The sequence below is a fragment of the Mycobacterium sp. 4D054 genome, assembly GCF_052245755.1.
In the GTDB taxonomy this organism is placed as follows: domain Bacteria; phylum Actinomycetota; class Actinomycetes; order Mycobacteriales; family Mycobacteriaceae; genus Mycobacterium.
In genome coordinates this window covers 1-23191 of record NZ_JBQQCF010000006.1, presented here as the reverse complement: position 1 = coordinate 23191, position 23191 = coordinate 1, and the positions used below count along the sequence as shown (strand labels likewise).

24 protein-coding genes and 1 pseudogene are annotated in these 23191 nt (G+C 68.7%); 15 read left to right on the top strand and 10 right to left on the bottom strand.

The window, feature by feature from the left end:
- The first annotated feature begins 1 nt into the window (after nt 1).
- On the top strand, nt 2-811 hold the full coding sequence (locus tag ACTWP6_RS06795) for a type III pantothenate kinase (protein WP_260755590.1): 810 nt from the start codon (nt 2-4) through the stop codon (nt 809-811).
- On the opposite strand, the gene ACTWP6_RS06790 is transcribed toward ACTWP6_RS06795, so the two are convergent.
- Nucleotides 808-2076 (bottom strand): amino acid deaminase, encoded by a 1269-nt coding sequence (locus ACTWP6_RS06790; RefSeq protein ID WP_443187190.1) that lies wholly within the window; start codon nt 2074-2076, stop codon nt 808-810. The two genes, ACTWP6_RS06795 and ACTWP6_RS06790, sit on opposite strands and share 4 nt — an antisense overlap.
- 23 nt (nt 2077-2099) lie before the next feature.
- Here ACTWP6_RS06790 and lysS point away from each other — a divergent pair, with 23 nt between their 5' ends.
- From lysS to ACTWP6_RS06760, 6 genes are all read left to right on the top strand, one after another.
- The gene (gene lysS / locus ACTWP6_RS06785; RefSeq protein ID WP_443187189.1) at nt 2100-3605 is read left to right on the top strand and encodes a lysine--tRNA ligase; all 1506 of its coding nucleotides are present in this window, start codon (nt 2100-2102) and stop codon (nt 3603-3605) included.
- A gap of 107 nt (nt 3606-3712) precedes the next feature.
- Nucleotides 3713-4054 (top strand): histone-like nucleoid-structuring protein Lsr2, encoded by a 342-nt coding sequence (lsr2, locus tag ACTWP6_RS06780; protein ID WP_260755587.1) that lies wholly within the window; start codon nt 3713-3715, stop codon nt 4052-4054.
- A gap of 289 nt (nt 4055-4343) precedes the next feature.
- Complete coding sequence (gene clpC1, locus ACTWP6_RS06775) at nt 4344-6887, top strand: ATP-dependent protease ATP-binding subunit ClpC (protein WP_443187188.1); 2544 nt, start codon at nt 4344-4346, stop codon at nt 6885-6887.
- Nucleotides 6888-7088: 201 nt separating this feature from the next.
- Nucleotides 7089-7304, top strand: a complete 216-nt coding sequence (locus tag ACTWP6_RS06770) for a CbtB-domain containing protein (RefSeq protein WP_260755585.1) — start codon at nt 7089-7091, stop codon at nt 7302-7304.
- Nucleotides 7305-7327: 23 nt separating this feature from the next.
- Nucleotides 7328-8119 (top strand): CbtA family protein, encoded by a 792-nt coding sequence (locus ACTWP6_RS06765; protein ID WP_260755584.1) that lies wholly within the window; start codon nt 7328-7330, stop codon nt 8117-8119.
- A 6-nt stretch (nt 8120-8125) separates the two neighbouring features.
- Entirely contained in the window at nt 8126-8680 is a 555-nt protein-coding gene (locus ACTWP6_RS06760; protein ID WP_260755583.1) for a histidine phosphatase family protein, read from the top strand.
- 10 nt (nt 8681-8690) lie between these two features.
- Here ACTWP6_RS06760 and ACTWP6_RS06755 read toward each other — a convergent pair whose 3' ends face one another.
- Nucleotides 8691-10052: a serine hydrolase gene (locus ACTWP6_RS06755; RefSeq protein ID WP_260755582.1), complete on the bottom strand. Its 1362-nt coding sequence runs from the start codon at nt 10050-10052 to the stop codon at nt 8691-8693.
- Nucleotides 10036-10356, bottom strand: a complete 321-nt coding sequence (gene mhuD, locus ACTWP6_RS06750; RefSeq protein WP_260755581.1) for a mycobilin-forming heme oxygenase MhuD — start codon at nt 10354-10356, stop codon at nt 10036-10038. The genes ACTWP6_RS06755 and mhuD overlap by 17 nt, the downstream gene beginning before the upstream one ends.
- 39 nt (nt 10357-10395) lie before the next feature.
- On the opposite strand from mhuD, the gene ACTWP6_RS06745 reads away from it, so the two are divergent.
- Entirely contained in the window at nt 10396-11151 is a 756-nt protein-coding gene (locus tag ACTWP6_RS06745; RefSeq protein WP_260755580.1) for an alpha/beta fold hydrolase, read from the top strand.
- Here ACTWP6_RS06745 and ACTWP6_RS06740 read toward each other — a convergent pair.
- Nucleotides 11134-11385, bottom strand: coding sequence for a hypothetical protein (locus ACTWP6_RS06740; RefSeq protein ID WP_443187187.1), 252 nt, complete (start codon nt 11383-11385; stop codon nt 11134-11136). The two genes, ACTWP6_RS06745 and ACTWP6_RS06740, sit on opposite strands and share 18 nt — an antisense overlap.
- 72 nt (nt 11386-11457) lie before the next feature.
- Here ACTWP6_RS06740 and ACTWP6_RS06735 point away from each other — a divergent pair, with 72 nt between their 5' ends.
- On the top strand, nt 11458-12438 hold the full coding sequence (locus ACTWP6_RS06735) for a GlxA family transcriptional regulator (RefSeq protein ID WP_260755578.1): 981 nt from the start codon (nt 11458-11460) through the stop codon (nt 12436-12438).
- A 9-nt stretch (nt 12439-12447) separates the two neighbouring features.
- On the opposite strand, the gene ACTWP6_RS06730 is transcribed toward ACTWP6_RS06735, so the two are convergent.
- Nucleotides 12448-13350 (bottom strand): A/G-specific adenine glycosylase, encoded by a 903-nt coding sequence (locus ACTWP6_RS06730; RefSeq protein ID WP_313901346.1) that lies wholly within the window; start codon nt 13348-13350, stop codon nt 12448-12450.
- Here ACTWP6_RS06730 and ACTWP6_RS06725 point away from each other — a divergent pair.
- Nucleotides 13349-13969 (top strand): carbonic anhydrase, encoded by a 621-nt coding sequence (locus tag ACTWP6_RS06725; RefSeq protein ID WP_260755577.1) that lies wholly within the window; start codon nt 13349-13351, stop codon nt 13967-13969. The genes ACTWP6_RS06730 and ACTWP6_RS06725 overlap by 2 nt on opposite strands.
- 59 nt (nt 13970-14028) lie before the next feature.
- Complete coding sequence (locus tag ACTWP6_RS06720) at nt 14029-14802, top strand: hypothetical protein (RefSeq protein WP_260755576.1); 774 nt, start codon at nt 14029-14031, stop codon at nt 14800-14802.
- Between the two features lie 18 nt (nt 14803-14820).
- Here the strand turns inward: ACTWP6_RS06720 and disA are convergent, their stop codons facing one another.
- The 3 genes from disA to ACTWP6_RS06705 all read right to left on the bottom strand — a co-directional run bounded on the left by disA (nt 14821) and on the right by ACTWP6_RS06705 (nt 18015).
- Nucleotides 14821-15900 (bottom strand): DNA integrity scanning diadenylate cyclase DisA, encoded by a 1080-nt coding sequence (disA, locus tag ACTWP6_RS06715; protein ID WP_396885337.1) that lies wholly within the window; start codon nt 15898-15900, stop codon nt 14821-14823.
- 69 nt (nt 15901-15969) lie between these two features.
- Nucleotides 15970-17358 carry a DNA repair protein RadA gene (gene radA / locus ACTWP6_RS06710; protein ID WP_443187186.1) on the bottom strand — a complete coding sequence of 463 codons (1389 nt, stop codon included), beginning with the start codon at nt 17356-17358 and terminating at the stop codon, nt 15970-15972.
- 69 nt (nt 17359-17427) lie between these two features.
- Nucleotides 17428-18015 carry a hypothetical protein gene (locus tag ACTWP6_RS06705; protein WP_443187185.1) on the bottom strand — a complete coding sequence of 196 codons (588 nt, stop codon included), beginning with the start codon at nt 18013-18015 and terminating at the stop codon, nt 17428-17430.
- A 260-nt stretch (nt 18016-18275) separates the two neighbouring features.
- On the opposite strand from ACTWP6_RS06705, the gene carD reads away from it, so the two are divergent.
- The 4 genes from carD to rlmB are packed head-to-tail and all read left to right on the top strand — an operon-like array spanning nt 18276 to nt 21689.
- Nucleotides 18276-18764: an RNA polymerase-binding transcription factor CarD gene (gene carD / locus ACTWP6_RS06700; protein WP_067954270.1), complete on the top strand. Its 489-nt coding sequence runs from the start codon at nt 18276-18278 to the stop codon at nt 18762-18764.
- A 23-nt stretch (nt 18765-18787) separates the two neighbouring features.
- The gene (ispF, locus tag ACTWP6_RS06695; RefSeq protein WP_443187260.1) at nt 18788-19309 is read left to right on the top strand and encodes a 2-C-methyl-D-erythritol 2,4-cyclodiphosphate synthase; all 522 of its coding nucleotides are present in this window, start codon (nt 18788-18790) and stop codon (nt 19307-19309) included.
- 47 nt (nt 19310-19356) lie between these two features.
- On the top strand, nt 19357-20748 hold the full coding sequence (gene cysS, locus ACTWP6_RS06690) for a cysteine--tRNA ligase (protein ID WP_443187259.1): 1392 nt from the start codon (nt 19357-19359) through the stop codon (nt 20746-20748).
- Nucleotides 20748-21689 carry a 23S rRNA (guanosine(2251)-2'-O)-methyltransferase RlmB gene (rlmB, locus tag ACTWP6_RS06685; RefSeq protein WP_260755571.1) on the top strand — a complete coding sequence of 314 codons (942 nt, stop codon included), beginning with the start codon at nt 20748-20750 and terminating at the stop codon, nt 21687-21689. The genes cysS and rlmB overlap by 1 nt, the downstream gene beginning before the upstream one ends.
- A 10-nt stretch (nt 21690-21699) precedes the next feature.
- On the opposite strand, the gene ACTWP6_RS06680 is transcribed toward rlmB, so the two are convergent.
- Entirely contained in the window at nt 21700-22941 is a 1242-nt protein-coding gene (locus ACTWP6_RS06680; RefSeq protein WP_443187184.1) for an SLC13 family permease, read from the bottom strand.
- A pseudogene (locus ACTWP6_RS06675) lies at nt 22932-23191 on the bottom strand (MBL fold metallo-hydrolase); the annotation flags it as partial. The pseudogene ACTWP6_RS06675 and the gene ACTWP6_RS06680, both read right to left, overlap by 10 nt.

Sequence of the window (23191 nt, the reverse complement as noted above, 5' to 3'; positions counted from 1 at the left end):
CGTGCTGCTAGCCATCGACGTCCGCAACACCCACACGGTGGTCGGGCTGATCGCGGGGTCCGGGGACCATGCGAAGGTCGCGCAGCACTGGCGGATCCGCACCGAACCCGAGGTGACGGCCGACGAACTCGCGTTGACGATCGACGGCCTGATCGGTGACGACGCCGAAGTGCTCACCGGCGCGGTCGGATTGTCGACCGTGCCCTCGGTGCTGCACGAGGTGCGGGTGATGCTCGACCAGTACTGGCCGGCGGTCCCACACGTGCTGATCGAGCCGGGCGTGCGCACCGGTATCCCGCTGCTGGTCGACAACCCCAAAGAGGTCGGGGCCGACCGGATCGTGAATTGCCTTGCCGCGTACCAGAAATTCGGCACCGCGGCGATCGTCGTCGACTTCGGCTCGTCGATCTGCGTCGATGTGGTCTCGGCCAAGGGGGAGTTCCTCGGCGGCGCGATCGCCCCCGGCGTGCAGGTGTCTTCGGACGCGGCGGCCGCCCGGTCGGCGGCGTTGCGGCGTGTCGAGCTCACCAGGCCGCGCTCGGTGGTCGGCAAGAACACCGTCGAGTGCATGCAGGCGGGCGCGGTGTTCGGTTTCGCCGGGCTGGTGGACGGCCTGGTGAACCGGGTGCGAGAGGACGTCGACGGTTTCGCCGGCGACGACGTCAACGTGATCGCGACCGGCCACTCCGCGCCGCTGATGCTGGCCGACCTGCACACCGTGGCGCACTACGACCCGCACCTCACGCTCGACGGACTGCGGCTGGTTTACGAACGCAACCGGGACAACCAGCGGGGGAAGGTCAAGCGCTAGAAGAACGTCCGGATCAGATCGACGACGCGGTCCTGCGCGTCGAGCACCGGAAGCAGCCGCCATTTGTCGAAGACGGTGCACGGATGGGAGATTCCGAACCGCAGCCAACGGCCGACCTCCGCGTCCTCGCCGGCGCCGAGCCGCAGGTAGGCGTGCTGGTCGTTGAGCTTGGTCACCGTCGCGGCCGGAAGCTCCAGCGCGACGGGCAGGCCTTGGTCGAAGGACACGTCGCGCCGGCCCATGGTCAGAATCGCCAGGTCGGGTTCCGGCCGGGACACCACCTGGGCGTACACCTCCAACGCCGGTCGCAGGCCGGTGGCCCCGTCCCGGGTCAGCGGTGAGGTCCGCGCGTAGAGCCCGTGGTCGTGCGTTACGTAACAGCCGCTGCGCAGTACGGTGCGCGCCCGCAGACCCGACGGCCAGCCGGTCAGCGCGTCGGCGACGACGTCGAAGTATGTGCTGCCCCCGGCGGTGACGAGCACGTCGTCGGTCTCGAACAGCGGGGCAAGCGCAATGGCGGCCGTACGCAGGTCCTGCAGGTGGGCTGCGGCGGCGGCCACCGCGTCGTCGGTCAGCGCCTGTGCCACCGCAGCCTCGTACCCGGCGACCCCGACCAGGCGCAGCCGCGGGGACGCGGCCGCGGCGCGGGCGACCTCGTCGGCGATCGCCGGGGCCCGGCACCCGGTCCGGCCGCCGGGCATGCCGATGTCGATGCACACGTCGACCGGCCGCCCGGTGCCGGTGAGGGCGCGCGTCATCAGCTCCACCCCGCGCACCGAGTCCACCCAGCACACGAAGCCCAGCCCGGGATCGCGGTCCAGCTCTGCGGCCACCCAGCGCAGCCCTGCCTCGTCCACCAGCTCGTTGGCCAGCAGCAGATTCGTCACGCCGAACGCGCGGTAGACCGCGGCCTGGCCGACGGTGGCGACGGTGATTCCGTACGCGCCCGCAGCCAGCTGACGGGCGGCCAGCTGTGGCGACATGTGCGTCTTGCCGTGCGGGGCGAGCTGAACCCCCCGGTCGCGGCACCAGCCGGCCATCGCGTCGATGTTGTGCTGCAACGCCTCGGCGCGAAGCACACAGACGGGACCGCTGAGGCCCGAGTCGAACAGTCCCGGGCGCTGCGCGACGATCTGTGCGGGCGTGCGTCCCCACCACTGCGGCGGGACGCCCTTGAAGCTCCAGTCCAGCGGCCGGTCGAGCAGGGGGCGTACGCCCGCGGCGTAGCCTGCCTCGTCGATCGGCGCGTTGGCGGGCACGGTCATCTGTTCATTTAAGCTGGCTCGTCGTGACGTCCCCCGATTCTGTTGACGACATCCCCGAGCAGTTCCGCATCCGGCAGGGCAAGCGTGAACGGCTGCTGAGCGAGGGGCGCGACCCGTACCCGGTCAAGGTCGACCGCACCCACACCCTTGCCGATCTGCGTGCGGCGTATCCGGACCTCGCCGCCGACACCAAGACCGGTGAGAAGGTCGGCGTCGCCGGCCGCGTCATCTTCGCCCGCAACTCGGGCAAGCTCTGCTTCGCCACCCTGCAGGAGGGGGAGGGCACCCAGCTGCAGGCGATGATCAGCCTCGATCAGGTCGGTCAGGAATCGCTGGACGCGTGGAAGGCCGACGTCGACCTCGGTGACATCGTGTTCGTTCACGGCGAAGTGATCAGCTCGCGGCGGGGCGAACTGTCTGTGCTCGCCGACTCTTGGCAAATCGCCTCCAAGGCGCTGCGGCCGCTCCCGGTCGCGCACAAGGAGATGAGCGAAGAGTCCCGGGTGCGGCAGCGCTACGTCGACCTGATCGTGCGGCCGGAGGCGCGCGCGATCGCCCGGCAGCGGGTGGCGGTGGTGCGGGCCGTGCGGTCGGCGCTCGAGCGGCGCGGGTTCCTGGAAGTGGAGACCCCCATGCTGCAGACACTGGCCGGCGGCGCTGCCGCCCGTCCTTTTGTGACGCACTCCAATGCGCTCGATGCCGACCTTTACCTACGCATCGCTCCGGAACTGTTTCTGAAGCGCTGTGTGGTGGGTGGATTCGACCGGGTCTTCGAGCTGAATCGAAACTTCAGAAACGAAGGCGCGGATTCCACACATTCGCCGGAATTCGCGATGTTGGAGACATATCAGGCGTACGGGACCTACGACGATTCCGCGATCGTCACGCGTGAACTTATTCAGGAGGTCGCCGACGAAGCGATCGGCACTCGACAGGTGCCATTGGCCGACGGGTCTGTCTACGACCTCGACGGTGAATGGGACACCATTGAAATGTATCCGTCATTGTCCGAAGCGCTGGGTGAAGAGATCACCCCGCAGACCAGTGTGCAGCATCTGTGGCGGATCGCGGACCGTTTGGGCGTGGAGATTGCCCGTGACCGCGGTTATGGGCACGGGAAATTGGTCGAGGAACTGTGGGAATTCACCGTGGGCGACAAGTTGTGGGCGCCTACGTTTGTACGGGACTTCCCGGTCGAGACCACGCCGCTGACGCGCCCGCACCGCAGTGTCGACGGCGTGACGGAGAAATGGGATCTTTATGTTCGTCACTTCGAGTTGGCGACCGGCTACTCGGAGTTGATCGATCCCGTGATTCAGCGCGAACGTTTTGAAGCTCAGGCGCGCGCGGCCGCCGCCGGAGATGACGAGGCAATGGCGCTCGATGAGGATTTCCTGGCCGCCCTTGAGTACGGTATGCCGCCCACCACAGGCACCGGAATGGGCATCGATCGCTTGTTGATGGCGTTGACAGGACTGTCGATTAGGGAGACGGTTTTGTTCCCGATTGTTCGCCGACACGGCAACTGAACTGCCGCGAATCTCACGTTGTTGAATGGCCCGCCCCTTTATGGCAGATTGGTGTCCGAGATGGGGCCATATCCGCCCATCTGAGACGTGAGAAGGGCAGTGGGGTAATGGCTAAGAAAGTCACCGTCACGTTGGTCGACGATTTCGACGGTGAGGGTGCCGCTGACGAGACGGTGGAATTCGGTCTCGACGGTGTCAGTTATGAGATCGATCTCTCTGCCAAGAACGCCGCAAAGCTCCGTAATGAGCTGAAGCAATGGGTCGATGCGGGCCGTCGGGTCGGCGGCCGGCGCCGCGGACGCGCGGTGGGCACCGGACGCGGTCGTGCTGCCATCGATCGGGAACAGAGCGCGGCCATCCGTGAGTGGGCGCGCCGCAACGGGCACAACGTCTCGACCCGCGGCCGGATCCCGGCCGACGTCATCGACGCGTTCCACGCAGCAACGTAACGGCGGATTGCCGGTTCGACAGGAGCCGGTATCGCGTTCGCTGGTGGCGAACCGCCGGCGGCGCGGATCCGGAAACGAATTGCCGCTACCTCGCGTTGGTTCTAACAGCACCGGGTAGTTGCCTTCCGCGGTTCATGTGTCAATCCCTTCGGGGACCGGCAGGCGGGGCACCCGGAGCCGCCGACCATTAGAGTGGACGGCGTAGGTGCAAAGCACTGGAGCGACACCGCCGTCAGGGCGCATCAGTGCAGACCACCTCATATATGCGATGGAGAGCAGGTAACCACGGATGTTCGAAAGATTCACCGACCGTGCGCGTCGGGTTGTCGTCCTGGCTCAAGAAGAGGCCCGGATGCTCAACCACAACTACATCGGCACCGAGCACATCCTGCTGGGCCTCATTCACGAAGGTGAAGGCGTAGCCGCCAAGTCGCTCGAGTCGCTGGGCATCTCCCTGGAGGGCGTGCGCAGCCAGGTCGAAGAGATCATCGGCCAGGGTCAGCAGGCGCCGTCCGGGCACATCCCTTTCACCCCCCGAGCCAAGAAGGTGCTGGAGCTCAGCCTTCGTGAGGCGTTGCAGCTCGGCCACAACTACATCGGCACCGAGCACATCCTGCTCGGTCTCATCCGCGAGGGTGAGGGCGTCGCCGCGCAGGTGCTCGTCAAGCTCGGAGCCGAGCTGACCCGGGTGCGCCAGCAGGTCATCCAGCTGCTGAGCGGCTACCAGGGCAAGGAGACCGCCGAGGCGGGCACCGGAGGCCGGGGCGGCGAGGCGGGCAACCCGTCCACCTCGCTCGTGCTCGACCAGTTCGGCCGCAACCTGACCGCCGCCGCGATGGAGGGCAAGCTCGATCCGGTCATCGGCCGTGAGAAGGAAATCGAGCGGGTCATGCAGGTGCTGAGCCGCCGCACCAAGAACAACCCGGTGCTGATCGGCGAGCCCGGTGTCGGCAAGACCGCCGTCGTGGAGGGCCTGGCCCAGGCGATCGTGCACGGCGACGTGCCCGAGACGCTGAAGGACAAGCAGCTCTACACGCTGGACCTCGGGTCGCTGGTCGCGGGCAGCCGCTACCGGGGTGATTTCGAGGAACGCCTGAAGAAGGTGCTCAAGGAGATCAACACCCGCGGCGACATCATCCTGTTCATCGACGAGCTGCACACGCTCGTCGGCGCGGGTGCCGCCGAGGGCGCGATCGACGCCGCGTCCATCCTCAAGCCGAAGCTGGCCCGCGGTGAGCTGCAGACCATCGGTGCGACCACCCTCGACGAGTACCGCAAGTACATCGAGAAGGACGCCGCGCTGGAGCGCCGCTTCCAGCCCGTCCAGGTCGGCGAGCCGACGGTCGAGCACACGATCGAGATCCTCAAGGGTCTGCGCGACCGCTACGAGGCGCACCACCGGGTGTCCATCACCGACGGTGCGATCGCCGCCGCGGCCACGCTGGCCGACCGCTACATCAACGACCGGTTCCTGCCGGACAAGGCGATCGACCTCATCGACGAGGCCGGCGCCCGGATGCGCATCCGCCGGATGACCGCGCCGCCGGACCTTCGCGAGTTCGACGAGAAGATCGCCGACGCGCGCCGGGAGAAGGAGTCCGCGATCGACGCGCAGGACTTCGAGAAGGCCGCGAGCCTGCGCGACAAGGAGAAGCAGCTGGTCGCGCAGCGCGCTGAGCGTGAGAAGCAGTGGCGCTCAGGTGATCTCGATGTCGTGGCCGAGGTCGACGACGAGCAGATCGCCGAGGTGCTGGGCAACTGGACCGGAATCCCGGTCTTCAAGCTGACCGAGGAGGAGACCACCCGTCTGCTCCGCATGGAAGACGAGCTGCACAAGCGGATCATCGGCCAGGAGGACGCCGTCAAGGCCGTCTCGAAGGCGATCCGCCGTACCCGTGCGGGTCTGAAGGATCCGAAGCGCCCGTCCGGTTCGTTCATCTTCGCCGGCCCGTCCGGTGTCGGTAAGACCGAGCTGTCCAAGGCGCTGGCCAACTTCCTGTTCGGCGACGACGACGCGCTCATCCAGATCGACATGGGCGAGTTCCACGACCGCTTCACCGCGTCGCGGCTGTTCGGTGCCCCTCCGGGGTACGTCGGCTACGAAGAGGGCGGCCAGCTCACCGAGAAGGTGCGCCGCAAGCCGTTCTCGGTCGTGCTGTTCGACGAGATCGAGAAGGCACACCAGGAGATCTACAACAGCCTCCTGCAGGTGCTCGAGGACGGCCGCCTGACCGACGGTCAGGGCCGCACGGTCGACTTCAAGAACACGGTGCTGATCTTCACCTCGAACCTCGGCACCAGCGACATCAGCAAGGCGGTCGGTCTGGGCTTCACCCAGGGTGGCGGCGAGAACAACTACGAGCGGATGAAGCAGAAGGTTCACGACGAACTGAAGAAGCACTTCCGTCCGGAGTTCCTCAACCGTATCGACGACATCATCGTGTTCCACCAGCTGACGCAGGACGAGATCATCAAGATGGTCGACCTGATGATCGGCCGGGTGTCCAAGCAGCTGAAGGCCAAGGACATGGAGATGGTGCTGACCGACAAGGCCAAGGCGCTGCTGGCCAAGCGCGGTTTCGATCCGGTGCTGGGCGCCCGCCCGCTGCGACGGACCATCCAGCGCGAGATCGAGGACGCCCTGTCGGAGAAGATCCTCTTCGAGGAGGTCGGACCCGGTCAGCTCGTCACCGTCGACGTCGAGAACTGGGACGGCGAGGGTCAGGGCGAGGACGCGGTGTTCACGTTCTCCGGCGCCCGCAAGCCGGCCGCCGGTGCGGAACCGGAGCTCTCCGGCGCCGGAGCCGGTGGCGGGGCAGCCGCAGCCGAGTAACAGCGACAACCCAGACGGGGCGGTCACCTTTCCCAATTCTCGAACCGGGGGAGGGTGGCCGCCCCGTCTGGCTTACGATGCTCGAGTAATCGACGGGCACCGGAACCTGGTGGAATTCCAGAACGGTCGCGCCACTGTGACAGTCAGACCCGGATCCGTCGCACATCTGGCAGGGACGCGAAATCCCGGAAAGGAACCACCATGACGTCACCCGAGCTGAGCAGGACCTCCGCAGGCGCCATCGACTTCTCAGGAACCAGGGCCGCGGTGTGGCTCTCGCTGACCGCGTTCTTCGCGCTCGTCGTCCTGTACTTCGTCGGCATGGATCAGGGGGCGACGTCGGTCTTCGGCAGCAACACCTACATCCACGAGTTCGTGCACGACGCCCGCCATCTCCTCGGCTTCCCCTGCCACTAGAGGCTCGGGAGGCATAACCGAACATGGAGAAGCAGATCATCGGGCGCGGCCTCCTGGCCGGCGCCATCGCAGGCATGCTCGCGTTCCTGTTCGCCAGGATCTTCGTCGAGCCGCAGATCGAACGCGCCATCGGATACGAAGAGGGTGTGGGCGCCGCGCATGAGGCGCTCGAGCACGGCGGTCACGGCCACAGCCACGGCGACGGCGGCGGATTCACGCGCGGTGTCCAGATGAACATCGGCATGGGGCTGGGTGTGCTGTTGTTCAGCCTGGCCATCGGCGCGTTGTTCGCCGTCGCGTTCGCGGTGGCCTACGGCCGGGTCGGCGACATCTCGGCGCGATTGCTGTCGCTGTACGTCGCGGGCGGAATGCTGTTGAGCCTCTACGTGGTTCCGTCGCTGAAATATCCGGCGAGCCCGCCGGCACTGAGCCTGGACGAGACGATCCGGCAGCGCACGCTGCTCTACCTGGCCGTCGTCGTGCTGTCGGCCGCTCTGCTGGTCGGCGCGGTGTACCTCGGTAGGCGGTGGGCGGTCAGGCTCGGCGCCTGGAACGCGACGGTCGCCGCCGGGGCTGCGTACCTGGTCGCCATCGCCGTCGTGATGCTGGTGCTGCCGTCGATCGAGGAAACCCCAGGGCCGTTGATCGATGATGCGGGCGTCATTGTGTACGAGGGATTCCCGGCCGATGTGCTCTACGAGTTCCGCCTGTACTCGCTGGGCACCCAGGTGGTCATCTACGCGACGATCGGTCTGGTGTTCGCCGCGATGATCTCGCGAGTGCTCGGGGAGCGTAAGCAGCCCGTCTCGGGGTGACTCGCGGTGAGTGAAGTCGTCCGGCTGACGCTCGTGTCGCACGCGATGACCGACGCGATGTCGGCCGGACGGTTTCCCCGCGACGAGCCGGTGAACCGGCTCGGACGAGACCAGATCGCCCGCGTCGGCCGAATCGACCTTGCCGGGGCGGGGCGGGTGTTCTGCGGTCCCGAGGCGCGGGCCCGGCAGACGGCCGAGCTGCTGGGCCTGGCCCCGGCCGTCGAGCCGTTGCTGGCCGACCTGGACTGCGGCCGGTGGCAGGGGGATGCGCTCAGCGCCGTGGCCCCCGATCAGATGGCGGTCTGGCTCACCGATGCGGCGAGTGCCCCGCACGGCGGCGAATCGGTGGCCGACCTGATCGCCCGGACGGGCCGCTGGCTGGCCGCGGTGACGTCCGAGCCCGGCCGCGTCGTGGCCGTCACCCATCCGGCGGTGGTCCGGGCCGCGATCCTGGCCGCGCTCGACGCACCGGCGAAGTCGTTCTGGCGCGTCGACGTCGCGCCGGTCAGCTGCACGGCCATGCATTTCCGCGGGCACGCGTGGACCCTGCGGACGATGTGAGGCCCGCTGCTCAGTTCGGGATCAGCTCGAAGGTCTGCCGGGCGATCGACATCAGCCACGCCGCAGCTGTCTGGCTGCGGAACTCCGGCCAGTTCGACTGCAGGCTGACCACCCACGGCTGACCGGACGCGTCGACGGCGTACCAGCTGAACGTCAGGTCGCCGGGCAGATTGCCCGCCTTGGCACCGATGTAGGGCCACTCCCGGCGGTCCAGATCGATGCCGGGGACCGCCGACAGGATGTCCTTCACCGGGGCCGCCTCACCCACCGCGCCTTTCTGCAGCGCGGCGTGCAGCCGGCAGATGTCGGCGGCGCTGCCGTACCATTCGGCGCCGATGTCCGACGCGGGCTCGTGAGTGCGCTTCGGGTCCGGTTCGTAGGGGCGGGAATTCGTCTGCTGCAGCAGCTGCGCGCGGCCCTCACGCGAGGCCTGCTTCCACTGCTCGCGCAGATCCGGGGTGCCCCAGCCGACCGAGAAGAGCTCGTGCATCGTCGGGAACGGCGTCATGCTCGCCGGATCGTGATGTCCGGCCGCGACCAGCGCCCGCTCGATGGCTCCGGGTCCGAGCCGTTCGATCAGCAGGTCGGTGGCCATGTTGTCGCTGGCCGAGATCATCTGCTGGGCGGCCTCGCGTACCGAGACCGTGGCGCCGGGGTCAAGGTCGTCGAACGCCGACGAACCGACGGCCTTGGCGTCCTCGGTGATCGTCAGGGTGTCCGTCCACTCCAGGGTGTCCGCCTTGACCGCGTCGGCGACGGCGAGCAGCACGTAGAGCTTGAAGATCGACGCCAGTGGCAGGGACATGTCGGTGTTGGAACCCGCCACTTTGACGCACCGCCCGTCGTCGACCTTGGCCACCTGGTAGGAGTAACGCGCTCCCGCCCCGGTCAGCAGTTCGTCGATGTCGGACCACTCCTCGACGACCGGAGGCACCAATTCGACGTTGAACCGGTCCACCATGCCGGCGTCATCGGTGCGCAGCTCGATCGTCTGGGCGACGCCATAGGACGTGAGCACGTCGAGCTTCGCGTGCCCGGCCCCGACGTCGACGTCGGTCACGGTGAACGGCCTGTCCCACCACATCCGGTCGAGAGTGACGCCGACGTGCTCGACGGCCTGCGGGGCGGCCAGCGTGCGGACGCCGACCTCGCCGATCGGCCAGTCGCTGTTGAGCATGTCCATGGTCTGCTTGGCCCGCAGACCCTGGGGCGTGTTGATCTGGATGGGCGCGCCGTACGCGGCGTCGGCCGGAGCCGGGTGCGTGGCTGCACACCCGCAGGCCAGGGAGGCGACACTGACCAGGGCGACCACCAGCGTGGCCGCTCTGCGTCGGGTCCGGCCTGCCTGCGCCCTGTTAGTCAGTCCCCGCAACGTCGAGCACGACCTCGAACTCCAGCAGTGAGGCACCCTTGGCCACAGGGTTGGCGCGCTCACCGGCGTGCGCCTCGATGGCCGGGCCGGTGGCCCAGGCCTGGAACGCCTCGTCGGACTCCCACTGGGTGACGACGAAGTAGCGGTCCTCGCCCTTGACCGGGCGCAGCAGCTGGAAGCCCAGGAAGCCGGGCTGGTTGTCGACGGCGTGGGCGCGGTGGGCGAACCGCTTCTCCAGCTCTGGGCCGGCGCCCGCCGGGACCTCGATTGCGTTGATCTTCACCACAGGGGTCTTGGTGGACATGGCGTTCAGGCTACCGCGCCCCGTCGGCATGATGGATTGATGGATCTGCTCACCTTCCACGGTGGTCGCGGGCGTCCACTGGTCCTGGTGCACGGCCTGATGGGCCGGGGCAGCACCTGGCCGAGGCAGCTGCCGTGGCTGACGCAGCTGGGCCGGGTGTACACCTACGATGCGCCATGGCACCGGGGCCGGGATGTCGCCGATCCGCATCCGATCTGCACCGAACGGTTCGTGGCCGATCTCGGCGACGCGGTCACGCAACTCGACGAGCCCGCTGTCATGGTGGGGCATTCGATGGGAGCGCTGCACTCGTGGTGTCTGGCGGCCGAGCGTCCGGATCTGGTCGCGGCGCTGGTCGTGGAGGACATGGCGCCGGACTTCCGGGGCCGGACGACGGGCCCGTGGGAACCGTGGGTGCACGCCCTGCCGGTCGAGTTCGGCTCGGCAGATCAGGTGTACGCCGAGTTCGGGCCGGTGGCCGGGCAGTACTTCCTGGAGGCGTTCGACCGGACGGCCACGGGCTGGCGGTTGCACGGCCACCCCGCCAAGTGGATCGAGATCGCCGCGGAGTGGGGGAGACGGGACTATTGGGACCAGTGGCGGGCAGTCGCGGTGCCGGCCCTGCTGATGGAGGCGGAGGCGTCGGTGGCCCCGCCGGGGCAGATGTGCGCGATGGCCGAGATGTCGCCGGCGGCCCGGTATCTGCATGTGCCCGGCGCCGGGCACCTCATCCACGACGACGCCGCGCGGAAATATCGGGACGCCGTGACGGAGTTTCTAACGACGTTCGCCTGACGCGCTCGGGACAGGCCAACTCGGGTGCTCCTCGAACCTGGTGCGGATCGCGTCGAGGTCGTGCTGTTCCCGGTCGCGGTCGCGGTCGGGGAACAACAGCCCGGCCATCGGTGCTGCCCAGCGGAACTGGTCGAGGTGCACACGGAGGGTGCCGGAGCGGTGGGCGGCCCAACCCAGGACCGCTGCCAGCGCGAACGGAGAAAACAGCATCAGATAGGGCAATGCGATACTCATGGCAGCAATAGTGCGTTCAGGCAATATCCGGCCAACAGTGGCAGAAGTGACATCTGACGATAAGATACTGCCATGACGTTGAAAAGTGTGTCGGCGCTGGTGCTCGACAACCTCGCGGTGTTCGAGTTCGGGGTCATCTGCGAGGTCTTCGGCATCGACCGCTCCGGCGACGGGGTGCCGAACTTCGACTTTAAGGTGTGCGGTCCGGAGCCGGGTAAGCCGCTGCGGACCTCGGTGGGGGCCTCGCTCACCCCTGACCACGGCCTCGACGACCTGCTCGGGGCTGATCTGGTGGCGATACCGGCCATCGGCGGCGCCGATTACCTGCCTGAGGCGCTCGACGCGGTGCGGCGCGCGGCCGACGCGGGGTCGATCATCCTCACCGTGTGCTCGGGGGCATTCGTCGCCGGCGCCGCAGGTCTGCTCGACGGGCGTCCGTGCACCACGCACTGGATGCACGCCGACGAGCTCGCGCAGCTGTATCCGACTGCCCGGGTCGACCGCAACGTGCTGTTCGTCGACGACGGCAACCTCATCACCAGCGCGGGCACCGCCGCCGGCATCGACGCGTGCCTGCACCTGGTGCGCCGCGAGCTCGGCAGCGAGGTCACCAACACCATCGCCCGCCGCATGGTGGTGCCACCCCAGCGCGACGGCGGGCAACGGCAGTACATCGAGCAGCCGATCCCGGTGAAGTGTTCCGAACGGTTCGCCCCCCACTTGGACTGGATCCTGGCCAACCTGGACAAGCCGCACACCGTCACCACGCTCGCGCGGCGGGCCCACATGTCGGGGCGCACGTTCGCGCGCCGCTTCGTCGAGGAGACCGGCCGCACCCCGATGCAATGGGTGACCGACCAGCGGGTGCTCTACGCACGCCGCCTGCTCGAAGAGACCACGCTGGACGTCGACAGCATCGCCGAACGGTCCGGCTTCGGCACCTCGACGCTGTTACGCCACCACTTCCGCCGCATCATCGGGGTGACGCCGTCGGACTACCGCCGGCAGTTCAACTCCGCGGAATCCGAAGCGAAGGTGGCCGTGCTGGCGTAGCGGCCATCCTCAACAACTGCCCTCGCCGCACAGCGCGAAGCGGCCGTCCGCGGTCTGCTCCACCAGCCCGTCGACCAGCAGCGAGTCCAGGGCCCGATCGCGCTGCGCGGTGTCGGTCGTCCACGCGAGGTCGAGCTGCTCACGTGACACCGGAGAAACGCTGGCGCGCAACACATCCAGGAGGCGGCCACGCACCTGCCGGTCGGTGCCGGCATACTTCTGCACCCGCTTGGCCGGGCCGCTGCCCGCAGGGAAACCGCGCGAGCGCCACGCACACCGTGGCAGCGGGCACACCCCGCACCGGGGGGCCCTGGCCGTGCACACCGTCGCGCCGAACTCCATGAGCGCCACCGAGAATCGGGCCGCCCTGTCGTGACCGGGCAGCAGTGCCTCGACGTCGGCGAGGTCGCGCGTCGACGGGGAGCCGGCGTCGGCGAGGCCGTGCACGGTGCGGGCCACCACACGGCGAACGTTGGTGTCCACGACCGGAACTCGCTGCCCGTAGGCGAAACAGGCCACAGCTCGCGCGGTATAGGTCCCGATGCCCGGCAGCGACAGCAGCGTGTCGACATCGGCGGGCACCACGTCGCCGTGTTCGGCGGCGATCACCGTGGCGCATTCGTGGAGCCGCTTGGCCCGCCGCGGATAGCCGAGCTTGCCCCACGCGCGCAGCACCTCGGCGGCGCCCGCGGCGGCGGTCGCCGAGGGTGTCGGCCAGCGCTCGATCCAGGCCACCCAGATCGGCTGCACCCGCGCCACCGGGGTCTGCTGCAGCATGAACTCGCTGACCAGGATCTGCCACGCCGAGACGCCCGGCCTGCGCCACGGCAGGTCCCGCTGGGCATCCTCATACCAGTTGATCAGGTCCTCGGGATCGATCATCGCGACCGGCTCAGGCAGAATGACGGCCATGCCGAACACGAGCCCGTTGACCGCCTGGAAAGCACTCAAAGAGGGTAACGAGCGTTTCGTTGCCGGGCGTCCCGAGCACCCGAGTCAGAGCATCGAGCACCGAGCCAAGCTGGCGGCCGCGCAGAAGCCGACCGCGGTGGTGTTCGGCTGTGCGGACAGCCGGGTCGCCGCCGAGATCATCTTCGACCAGGGCCTCGGCGACATGTTCGTCGTCCGCACGGCCGGCCACGTGATCGACGGCGCAGTGCTGGGCTCCATCGAGTACGCCGTCACCGTGCTCAGCGTTCCGCTGATCGTGGTGCTCGGCCACGACAGCTGCGGCGCGGTCGGAGCGACACTGTCGGCGCTCGACGAAGGAGTCGTGCCGTCCGGGTACGTCCGCGACGTCGTGGAGCGGGTGACGCCGTCGATCCTGTTGGGCCGCCGCGACGGGTTGACTCGGGTCGACGAGTTCGAGGCCCGCCACGTCACCGAGACCGGCAGGCAGCTGCTGAGCCGCTCCACCGCGATCTCCGAGGCGGTGCGGGACGGGAAACTGGCGATCGTGGGGCTGACCTATCACCTGGCCGACGGTCAGGTGGTCTTGCGTGACCATATCGGGGACATCGGCGAAGCCTGAGGCGCGACACGCCGGGGCACGTCGGACAAGGCGGCGTGACCTGGCCTTACCGTGATGATGTGCTGGATCTAGAACCACATGGGCCGCTGCCCAGGCAGATTTACTGGCGCCGCAGGGCGCTCGCGGCCGGCATCGCCGTGCTGGTCATCGCGATCGTCGCCGCTGTGGTCGCGGTCGTCGTGATGAACAGCACCAGCAGTGAGCAGCCGACGGCCAACGAGTCGGAGGCGCCCAGCGCCGAGGCAGCCCCGCCACCGCCGCTGCCGGGTGAGGATCCCAACGTCAAGACGCCGATCCAGCCGCCGGCGCAGCAGGCCCCGCCGCCGACCCCAACCCCGACGGCCGCGGTGGTACCGCCGCCCATCCTGAAAGAGGGCGACGACTGCCCGGATTCCACGCTCGCCGTCAAGGGCATCACCAACCAGCCGCAGTACATCGTGGGCGATCAGCCGAAATTCACGATGGTGGTCACCAACATCGGTCTGGTCGCCTGCCAGCGTGATGTCGGGGCGGCCGTGCTCGCGGCCTACGTGTATTCGCTGAACAACGAGCGGCTGTGGTCGAACCTCGACTGCGCGCCGTCCAACGAGACGCTGATCAAGACCTTCCAGCCGGGCGAGCAGGTCACCACCGAGGTCACCTGGACCGGCATGGGTTCGGCGCCGAATTGCCCGCTGCCGCGGCAACCCATCGGCCCCGGCACCTACAACCTCGTCGTGCAGCTGGGCAATCTGCGGTCGGCGACGGTGCCGTTCATCCTGGCCCAGCCCGCGGCCGCGCCGGGCAACCTTCCCCCCCAGGGCCCCGGGCAGCCGCCCGGACCCATCGGCTGAGCCAGGCGGCCGGTCGGCTCAGGCGAGCCGGTCGGCGATCGTGGACTCGGCCAGCTGAGACAGGCCCTCTCTGATGTGGCGGGCCCACATCGAGCCGATGCCTTCGACCGACTGCAGGTCGCTGGCGCTGGCCGCGAGCAGCCCCTGCAGCGAGCCGAAATTGCGGACGAGCAGGTCGACATGCGCGAACTGCAGCCGCGGGATACCCGCCATCGCCCGGTAGCCGCGTGAGCTCATCGCCGAGTCCTGCGCTTCGGCCGTCGACGGGTAGCCGAAAACCCGCGCGAGTGTGGTGAAGTCCAGCAGCTCGTTGTCCGACAGCGCGTCGAGCTCCTCCAGCGTCGCGGTCACCTGCGCCGACGTGGGCGGGTCGGGGTTGGCGTGGTAGTCGCGAACGATCAGCTCGCGCTCGGTGTCGTTGTCGCCGACCAGTTCGTCGAGCTGCAGCTTGAGCTGACGCCCGTCGGTGCCGAGCTCGACCACGTCGGAGTCGATCTCCAGGCTGATCCGGCGCACCATCTCCAATCGCTGCACGACGGTCATCACGTCCCGCAGCGTCACGAAGTCCTCGATCTCGGCCATCGACAGCTGCCGGCTGACCTCGTCGAGACGCGTCTTGTAGCGCTCGAGCGTGTCGATGGTCTGGTTCGCGCGCGACAGGATGGTCGCCGACTCGGGCACCACGTGGCGCTCGCCGGCGACGTAGACGGTCACGATGCTCATCGAGTGACTCACCGAGATCACCGGGTAGCCGGTCTGGATCGCGGTGCGCTCGGCGGACCGGTGCCTGGTTCCGGACTCTTCGGTGGGGATGGACGGATCGGGTACCAGCTGGACGTTGGCCCGCAGGATGCGGCTGCCGTCGCTGGACAGCACCACCGCCCCGTCCATCTTCGACAGCTCCCGCAGCCGCGTCGGCGCGTACCGCACATCCAGGGAGAAGCCACCGTCGCAGATGGCCTCCACGCTGTCGTCGTAGCCGATCACTATCAGCGCGCCGGTGCGACCGCGCAGGATGCGTTCCAGGCCGTCGCGCAGTGGCGTCCCGGGGGCCAGCCGCGCGATCGTTTCACGCAGCGTCGGGCGTACCAGTGGCACGACCGTGCGCGCAGCCCGGGCTGTCGTCGACTTCACGGCCACATCGTCTCCACGGTCTGCGCTGGACTGTCAGTTCGCGCCATTCTGGCTGATGCGCCGCAGCACCTGCAATGCCGAGGTGATGTTGTCCGCCGACAGCACCTGCAGCCCGGGCGGCGCCGACGCCACCCCGGCCGGGACGACCGCGCAGGTGAACCCGAGCCTGGCCGCCTCGGCCAGCCTGCGGTCCATGCCCGTCACCCGGCGCAGATCCCCGGCCAGGCCGACCTCGCCGATCGCAATCGCGGTGGTGGGCAGCGCGAGATCGGTGTAAGCCGACGCGATCGCCAGGGCCACCGCCAGGTCCGAGGAGGAGTCGGTCAGTCGCATGCCGCCGACGGTGGACAGGTAGATGTCGTTGGTGCCGACCGGCAGCCGCGCCCGCTTCTCCAGCACCGCGGTGATCATCGCCGCGCGGGACGAGTCGATGCCACTGACGGCCCGCCGGGGGCTGCCGCTGGCCGGCGCGCCGATGAGGGCCTGCACCTCTCCGATCATGGGCCGCTTGCCGTCGAGCGTGACCGTGACCGCGGTGCCCGACACCGGCTTGGGCCGCTGGTCGAGGAACAACCCGGATGGATCGGACACGCATTCGATTCCGTTGTCGTGCAACAGGAAACACCCGACCTCGTCGGCGGCGCCGAAACGGTTCTTGATGCCGCGGACCATGCGCAGCGCGGACGCGCGGTCGCCCTCGAAGTGCAGGACGACGTCGACAAGGTGCTCCAGGGACCGCGGCCCGGCGATCGCGCCGTCCTTGGTGACGTGTCCGACGAGCAGCATCGCGACACCGGTCGTCTTGGCCGTCATGGTCAGTGCGGTGGTGACGGCGCGGACCTGGGTGACTCCGCCGGTCACCCCGTCGGCCTCGGTGGTCGACATGGTCTGCACAGAGTCGACGACGACCAGGCTGGGTGCCACGACGTCGATGTGGCCGAGCGCAGTCTGCAGGTCGGACTCGGCGGCGAGGTAGACCTCGTCGTGGGTGCAGCCGGTGCGCTCGGCGCGCAGTCTGATCTGCCCGGCCGACTCCTCGCCCGACAGGTACAGCGCCCGGCGGCCGGTCGATGCCCAGCGGTGGGCGACCTCCAGCAGCAGAGTCGATTTGCCGACCCCGGGATCTCCGGCGAGCAGGGTCACCGAGCCGGGGACCACGCCGCCGCCGAGCACCCGGTCGAGCTCGCTGATACCGGTGTGGAAGTGCCGGGTGCTGCCCGGGTCGATCGAGCTGATCGGCACGGCCGGGGAGGCCGGCGCGACCGGACGCCGGGCCGCCGAACCGCCGACCGCGCTCAGCGCCACCTCGTTGACCGTGCCCCAGGTGCCGCATTCCGGGCATCGGCCCACCCATTTCGGGGTGACGTGATGGCACTCCGAACAACGATACTGCGAACGTACTTTCGAATTTGTCCGGGCCACGCGCTGACCGTAGCCGCCGGCCCCGACAGAACGCCGGTGGCGCGCAACCGTGTCGCGCCGGACGGCGCTCTAGTGTCCGCCACCCCCGCCGTGGGTGGCTCCACCGCCGCCTCCGGCGTCCCGGCGCGGGGTCTCACCGGCCGAGATCGGCACCGGCACGGTCGTCTCGCCGGCGTTCTGGAAGGTGAAGGTGAAGTCGTAGGTGAGGCCGTTGGTGATCGGCTTGTTCAACTCCACGGTGGCCTCGGCCGCGTCGGCCGGTTCCACGCTTTCCAGCGCCGAGATCTGGCCATCGGGTGCGCCGACCAGGAGTGAACCGTTCACCGGCACGGCGCCGTCGCCGGTCAGGGTGACCTCGCCGATGTCGGAGGTGATCTTGACCAGCTTGTCGGGGACGTCGGCCGAGGCGTTCGCCGCGACGAACAGCAACTCGACCTCGGTGCCGGGCTGTACGTAGTCGGTGGTCTGAGGGGCGCGGAGGTGGACGTTGCGCAGCGCAATGCTGCCGACGTTGCCACTCGTGCCGTTGACCGCGGGCTCCTGGGTCGCGGTCTGGGAGACCTGCCCGGCGCCGCAGCCGCTGAGCACGACCGACGCGGCCACACCGCAAGTCGCCAGCGCGGCGACGACAGAAGAGCGCCGTTTGAAGGGGTTCACTGGGGGCCTCCTGCTTAGCCGGCGGTGACATTTCCCGCCGGGCACCGTGGTTCGACTATGCAGAGTAGTAGGTGATGAATTGCCGCGGTAGCGGAGGTCGGGGCCGCTCCCGTCACGCCCGCGATCGGGGCGTGGCGATGCACGGATTCGCTGTGGTGTCAACCCCTGGCGCAGACCATCGGTGCCCCTGACCTGCATCGTTGATCCGCACCGGATAACGGCCCGTGTTAAGATCGAGGGGTGAAAGGGGCTCGAAACTGATGATTTTCAAGGTCGGAGACACCGTCGTCTATCCACACCACGGTGCTGCGTTGATCGAGGCGATCGAAACCCGGACCATCAAAGGCGAGCAGAAGGAGTATCTCGTCCTGAAGGTCGCCCAGGGTGATCTCACCGTTCGAGTACCCGCAGACAACGCCGAATACGTGGGCGTGCGCGATGTTGTCGGGCAGGAGGGCCTGGACAAGGTCTTCCAGGTGTTGCGGGCACCGCATACCGAGGAGCCGACCAACTGGTCGCGGCGGTACAAGGCCAATCTGGAGAAGCTGGCCTCCGGTGACGTGAACAAGGTCGCCGAGGTCGTTCGCGACCTGTGGCGTCGCGATCAGGAGCGCGGCCTTTCTGCGGGTGAGAAGCGCATGTTGGCCAAGGCTCGCCAGATCCTGGTGGGTGAACTCGCGCTTGCCGAGAACACCGATGACGCCAAGGCCGCGACGATTCTGGACGAAGTCCTCGCCGCAGCGTCCTAGTCGCACCTGTTGATGCGGCTGTGATACCGCCGAGCATCCGCGTCGGGCTCGGCACTGACGTACATCCCATCGAATCCGGTCGTCCGTGCTGGCTGCTGGGTCTGCTGTTCGATGACGCAGACGGTTGCGCCGGCCACTCGGACGGTGACGTGGCCGCCCATGCTCTCTGCGACGCGCTGCTGTCCGCAGCGGGCATGGGCGACATCGGCGAAGTGTTCGGCACCGACCGGCCACAATGGCGGGGAGTCAGCGGTGCCGACATGCTTCGGCACGTGCATTCTCTGTTGGCCGCCGCAGGCCTGCGCGTCGGCAACGCCGCCGTGCAGGTGATCGGGAACCGGCCCAAGATCGGCCCGCGCCGCGCCGAGTCTCAGAAGCTACTCTCCGAACTGCTCGGTGCGCCGGTGTCGGTGTCGGCGACCACCAGCGACGGCCTGGGTCTGACCGGCCGGGGCGAGGGTCTGGCGGCGATAGCGACGGCCCTGGTGGTGACCGACGAGCGCTTGCGCGAGGAGTCGGCCCGCCGCGATGCGGGTTCAGCCTGAACCTGCCGGTAAGCTGGCCGGTCGTGACCGAAAGCCCCGCAGCTGTCATGCGGCTCTATGACACGTTGTCTGGCGGTGTGCGCGACTTTGCGCCACTGCGGCCCGGCCACGTCTCCATCTACCTGTGCGGCGCGACGGTGCAGGGCCTGCCCCACATCGGCCACGTGCGCAGCGGTGTCGCGTTCGACGTGCTGCGACGCTGGCTCACCGCCAAAGGCTTCGACGTCGCGTTTATCCGCAACGTCACCGACATCGACGACAAAATCCTTACCAAGGCCGCCGACGCGGGCCGCCCTTGGTGGGAGTGGGCCGCCACCTACGAACGCGCGTTCAGCGCCGCCTACGACGCGCTCGGGGTGCTCCCGCCGTCTGCCGAACCGCGCGCAACCGGGCACATCACCCAGATGGTCGAGTTGATCGGGCGGCTGATCGAGCGCGGCCACGCCTACACCGGTGACGGCGACGTGTACTTCGACGTGTCCACGCTGCCCGATTACGGCAAGCTGTCCGGCCACAGGATCGACGATGTCCACCAGGGCGAGGGCGTCGCGACGGGCAAGCGCGACCAGCGTGACTTCACGCTGTGGAAGGGCGCCAAACCCGGTGAGCCGTCGTGGCCGACGCCGTGGGGCCGCGGCCGTCCCGGCTGGCACACCGAATGCGTCGCGATGTGCGAGTCCTACCTCGGGTCGGAGTTCGACATTCACGCCGGCGGTATGGATCTGGTGTTCCCGCACCATGAGAACGAGATCGCGCAGGCCGAGGCTGCCGGCGACGCTTTCGCCCGGTTCTGGCTGCACAACGGCTGGGTCACCATGGGCGGCGAGAAGATGAGTAAGTCGCTGGGCAACGTGCTTGCGATTCCCGCTGTCCTGCAACGGGTTCGGGCGGCCGAGCTGCGCTACTACCTGGGCAGCGCCCACTACCGGTCCATGCTGGAGTTCTCCGAGACCGCCCTGCAGGACGCGGCCAGGGCCTACACCGGCATCGAGGACTTTCTGCACCGGGTGCGCACCCGCGTCGGCGCCGTCGTTCCCGGACAGTGGACGCCGAAGTTCGGTGCCGCGCTCGATGACGATTTGGCGGTGCCCGCCGCGCTGGCCGAGGTGCACGCCGCGCGGGTGGAAGGCAACCGGGCGCTCGACGCCGGGGACCACGACGCGGCACTCGACCACGCCATGTCGATCCGGGCGATGATGGGCATTCTCGGCGCCGACCCACTCGACGAGCGCTGGGAGTCCCGCGACGAGACCTCGGCGGCGCTGGCCGCGGTCGACGTGCTGGTCCAGGCGGAGGTGCGCCGCCGTGAGGAGGCCCGCGCCCGGCGCGACTGGGCCGAGGCCGATGCCATCCGCGACCGCCTCAAGGAGGCGGGTATCGAGGTGACCGACACCGCCGACGGTCCCCAGTGGTCACTACTGGACGGAACGGATAAGTAATGGCGGGCAATTCACAGCGTCGCGGTGCGGTGCGCAAGGCCGGAACCAAGAAGGGGCCGACCGTCGGGTCCGGCGGTCAGCGCAGGCGCGGGCTGGAGGGCAAGGGCGCAACCCCACCGGCGCATCAGCGACCCCATCACCCGGCCGGCAAGCGGGCCGCGAAGGCGGCACGGCAGGCTCAGGGCCGGCACAAGAAGACCGACGACACCGAGATCGTGCTTGGGCGCAACCCGGTCCTCGAGTGCCTGCGCGCCGGGGTGCCCGCCACGGCGTTGTACGTGGCGCTGGGCGCCGACTCCGACGAGCGGCTCACCGAGGCCGTGCACATCGCCGCGGACAAGGGCATCTCGATCCTGGAGGTGCCGCGACACGACCTGGACCGGATCGCGTCCAACGGCATGCACCAGGGTCTGGCGCTGCAGGTGCCCCCATACAACTACGCCCATCCCGACGATCTGCTCGCCGAGGCCAAGGCCGATGCGGCGCCGCCGCTGATGGTCGCTCTGGACAACATCTCCGATCCGCGCAACCTCGGCGCGATCGTTCGGTCGGTCGCCGCGTTCGGCGGCCACGGTGTGCTCATCCCGCAACGCCGCTCTGCGTCGGTCACCGCGGTGGCGTGGCGCACCAGCGCGGGCGCGGCGGCGCGCCTGCCCGTCGCGCGGGCCACCAACCTGAACCGCACACTGAAGCAGTGGGCCGACGCGGGCCTGCAGGTCGTCGGCCTCGACGCCGACGGCGACACCACGATCGACCAGCTCGACGCCGACGGTCCGATCGTGGTGGTGGTCGGTTCCGAGGGCAAGGGACTTTCCCGGCTGGTCCGGGAGAACTGTGACGCGATCGTGTCCATCCCGATGGCCGGGCCTACCGAATCGCTCAACGCGTCGGTCGCAGCGGGCGTGGTGCTCGCCGAGATCGCCAGGCAGCGCCGCGGCTGAGCCGATGGGCCTAAAGCCCGAACAGCTGGATCCACACCCACAGCCCCAGCACCGCGGCGAGCAGGGTCAGCGGTGCGGTGCACACGCCGACGCGGCTGAACTCGGCCAAGCCGGCCTTCATGTCGCGCCGGACCACGTTGCGCCACAACAGGTTCGCCAATGAGCCGACGTAGGTGAGGTTGGGTCCGATGTTGACCCCGATCAGCACCGCGAGCACGGCGGCCGGACCGGCCGCGGTCACCAACGGCAGCAGCACCAGGACCGCCGGCAGATTGTTGACGACGTTGGACAGCACAGCGGCCACCGCCGCGATCCCGAGCAGCGCCGCGAACCCCTGACCGTCCGGGAGCAGCCGGTGCATCGCCGGCTCCAGACCGCTGCGCATCACCGCGGCGACCACAACACCCAGGCACAGCACGAATGCCAGGAACGGCACGTCGGCGGCGGCGGCGATCCTTGGGACTGTGGTGCGGTGTTCGACCAGCGCCCGCACACCGAGCACCGCCGCGCCCGCCAGTGCCGCCCACGCCGGTGAGAGTCCCAGCAGCGAGGTGACGGCAAAACCGAGCAGCGTCAGTCCGACCACCACCAGCGCGAACAGCGGCATCTCGACGGGAGCGGTGGGCGGCTGCCGCCGCGGCCGCACCGCCAGGTCTTTGGCGAAAATCCAACGCAGCAGCGCGAATTCGACGAGAATTGCGGCCATCCAGGGCAGCGACATGGCCGCCGCGAAATGCAGGAACGACAATCCGGCCGCGCTGAAGGCCAGCAGATTGGTCAGGTTCGACACCGGCAGCAGCAGTGACGCGGTGTTGGCCAGATGCGCGGTGGCATAGACGTGGGGTCGGGCCGGCACCGCGAGCGTGCGTGCGGTGGCCAGCACGACGGGCGTCAGCAATACCACCGTGGCGTCCAGGCTCAGGACCGCGGTCACCCCGGCGGCGATCGCGAAAACAGAGGCCAGCAGCCGGTTCTGGCCGCCTGTGGTGGCACGGGCCATCAGCTGCCCGGCCGCGTGGAACAATCCCACGTCATCACACAACCGGGCCAGCACCAGCACCGCGGCCAGGAAGCCGACCACCGGTGTCAGCCGGGCGACCTCGGTGATCGCGTCGTCTGGGGAGATGGCGCCGGCGGCGATCACCACACCGGCTGCGGGGACCGCCACCACGGCCTCAGGCCAGCGGTGCGGCCGGAGCAGCGCGAAGCCGAGCACCGCGGCCAGCGCCGCGACGGAGACGGTCAGTTCCACGGAGCGGCCGGCCGCCACAGCGTGGGCAGGTGCAGTCCGACGCCGTCCTCGGCGGCCAGCCGGGACAGCACGCGCATCGACGCATCGAGGTCGTCGGCAGCGAACGGCAACGCGCGCAACGGTTTGTGCAGTGGGCGGAAGAAGTCGTCCCAGTGAATCAGCACCACCTGGCGTGCCCCGACGGTCCGTACCGTCTGCGCCCAGTACTCGACCAGATAGCTTTCCGGTTGCAGACCCAGCTGCCCGACAC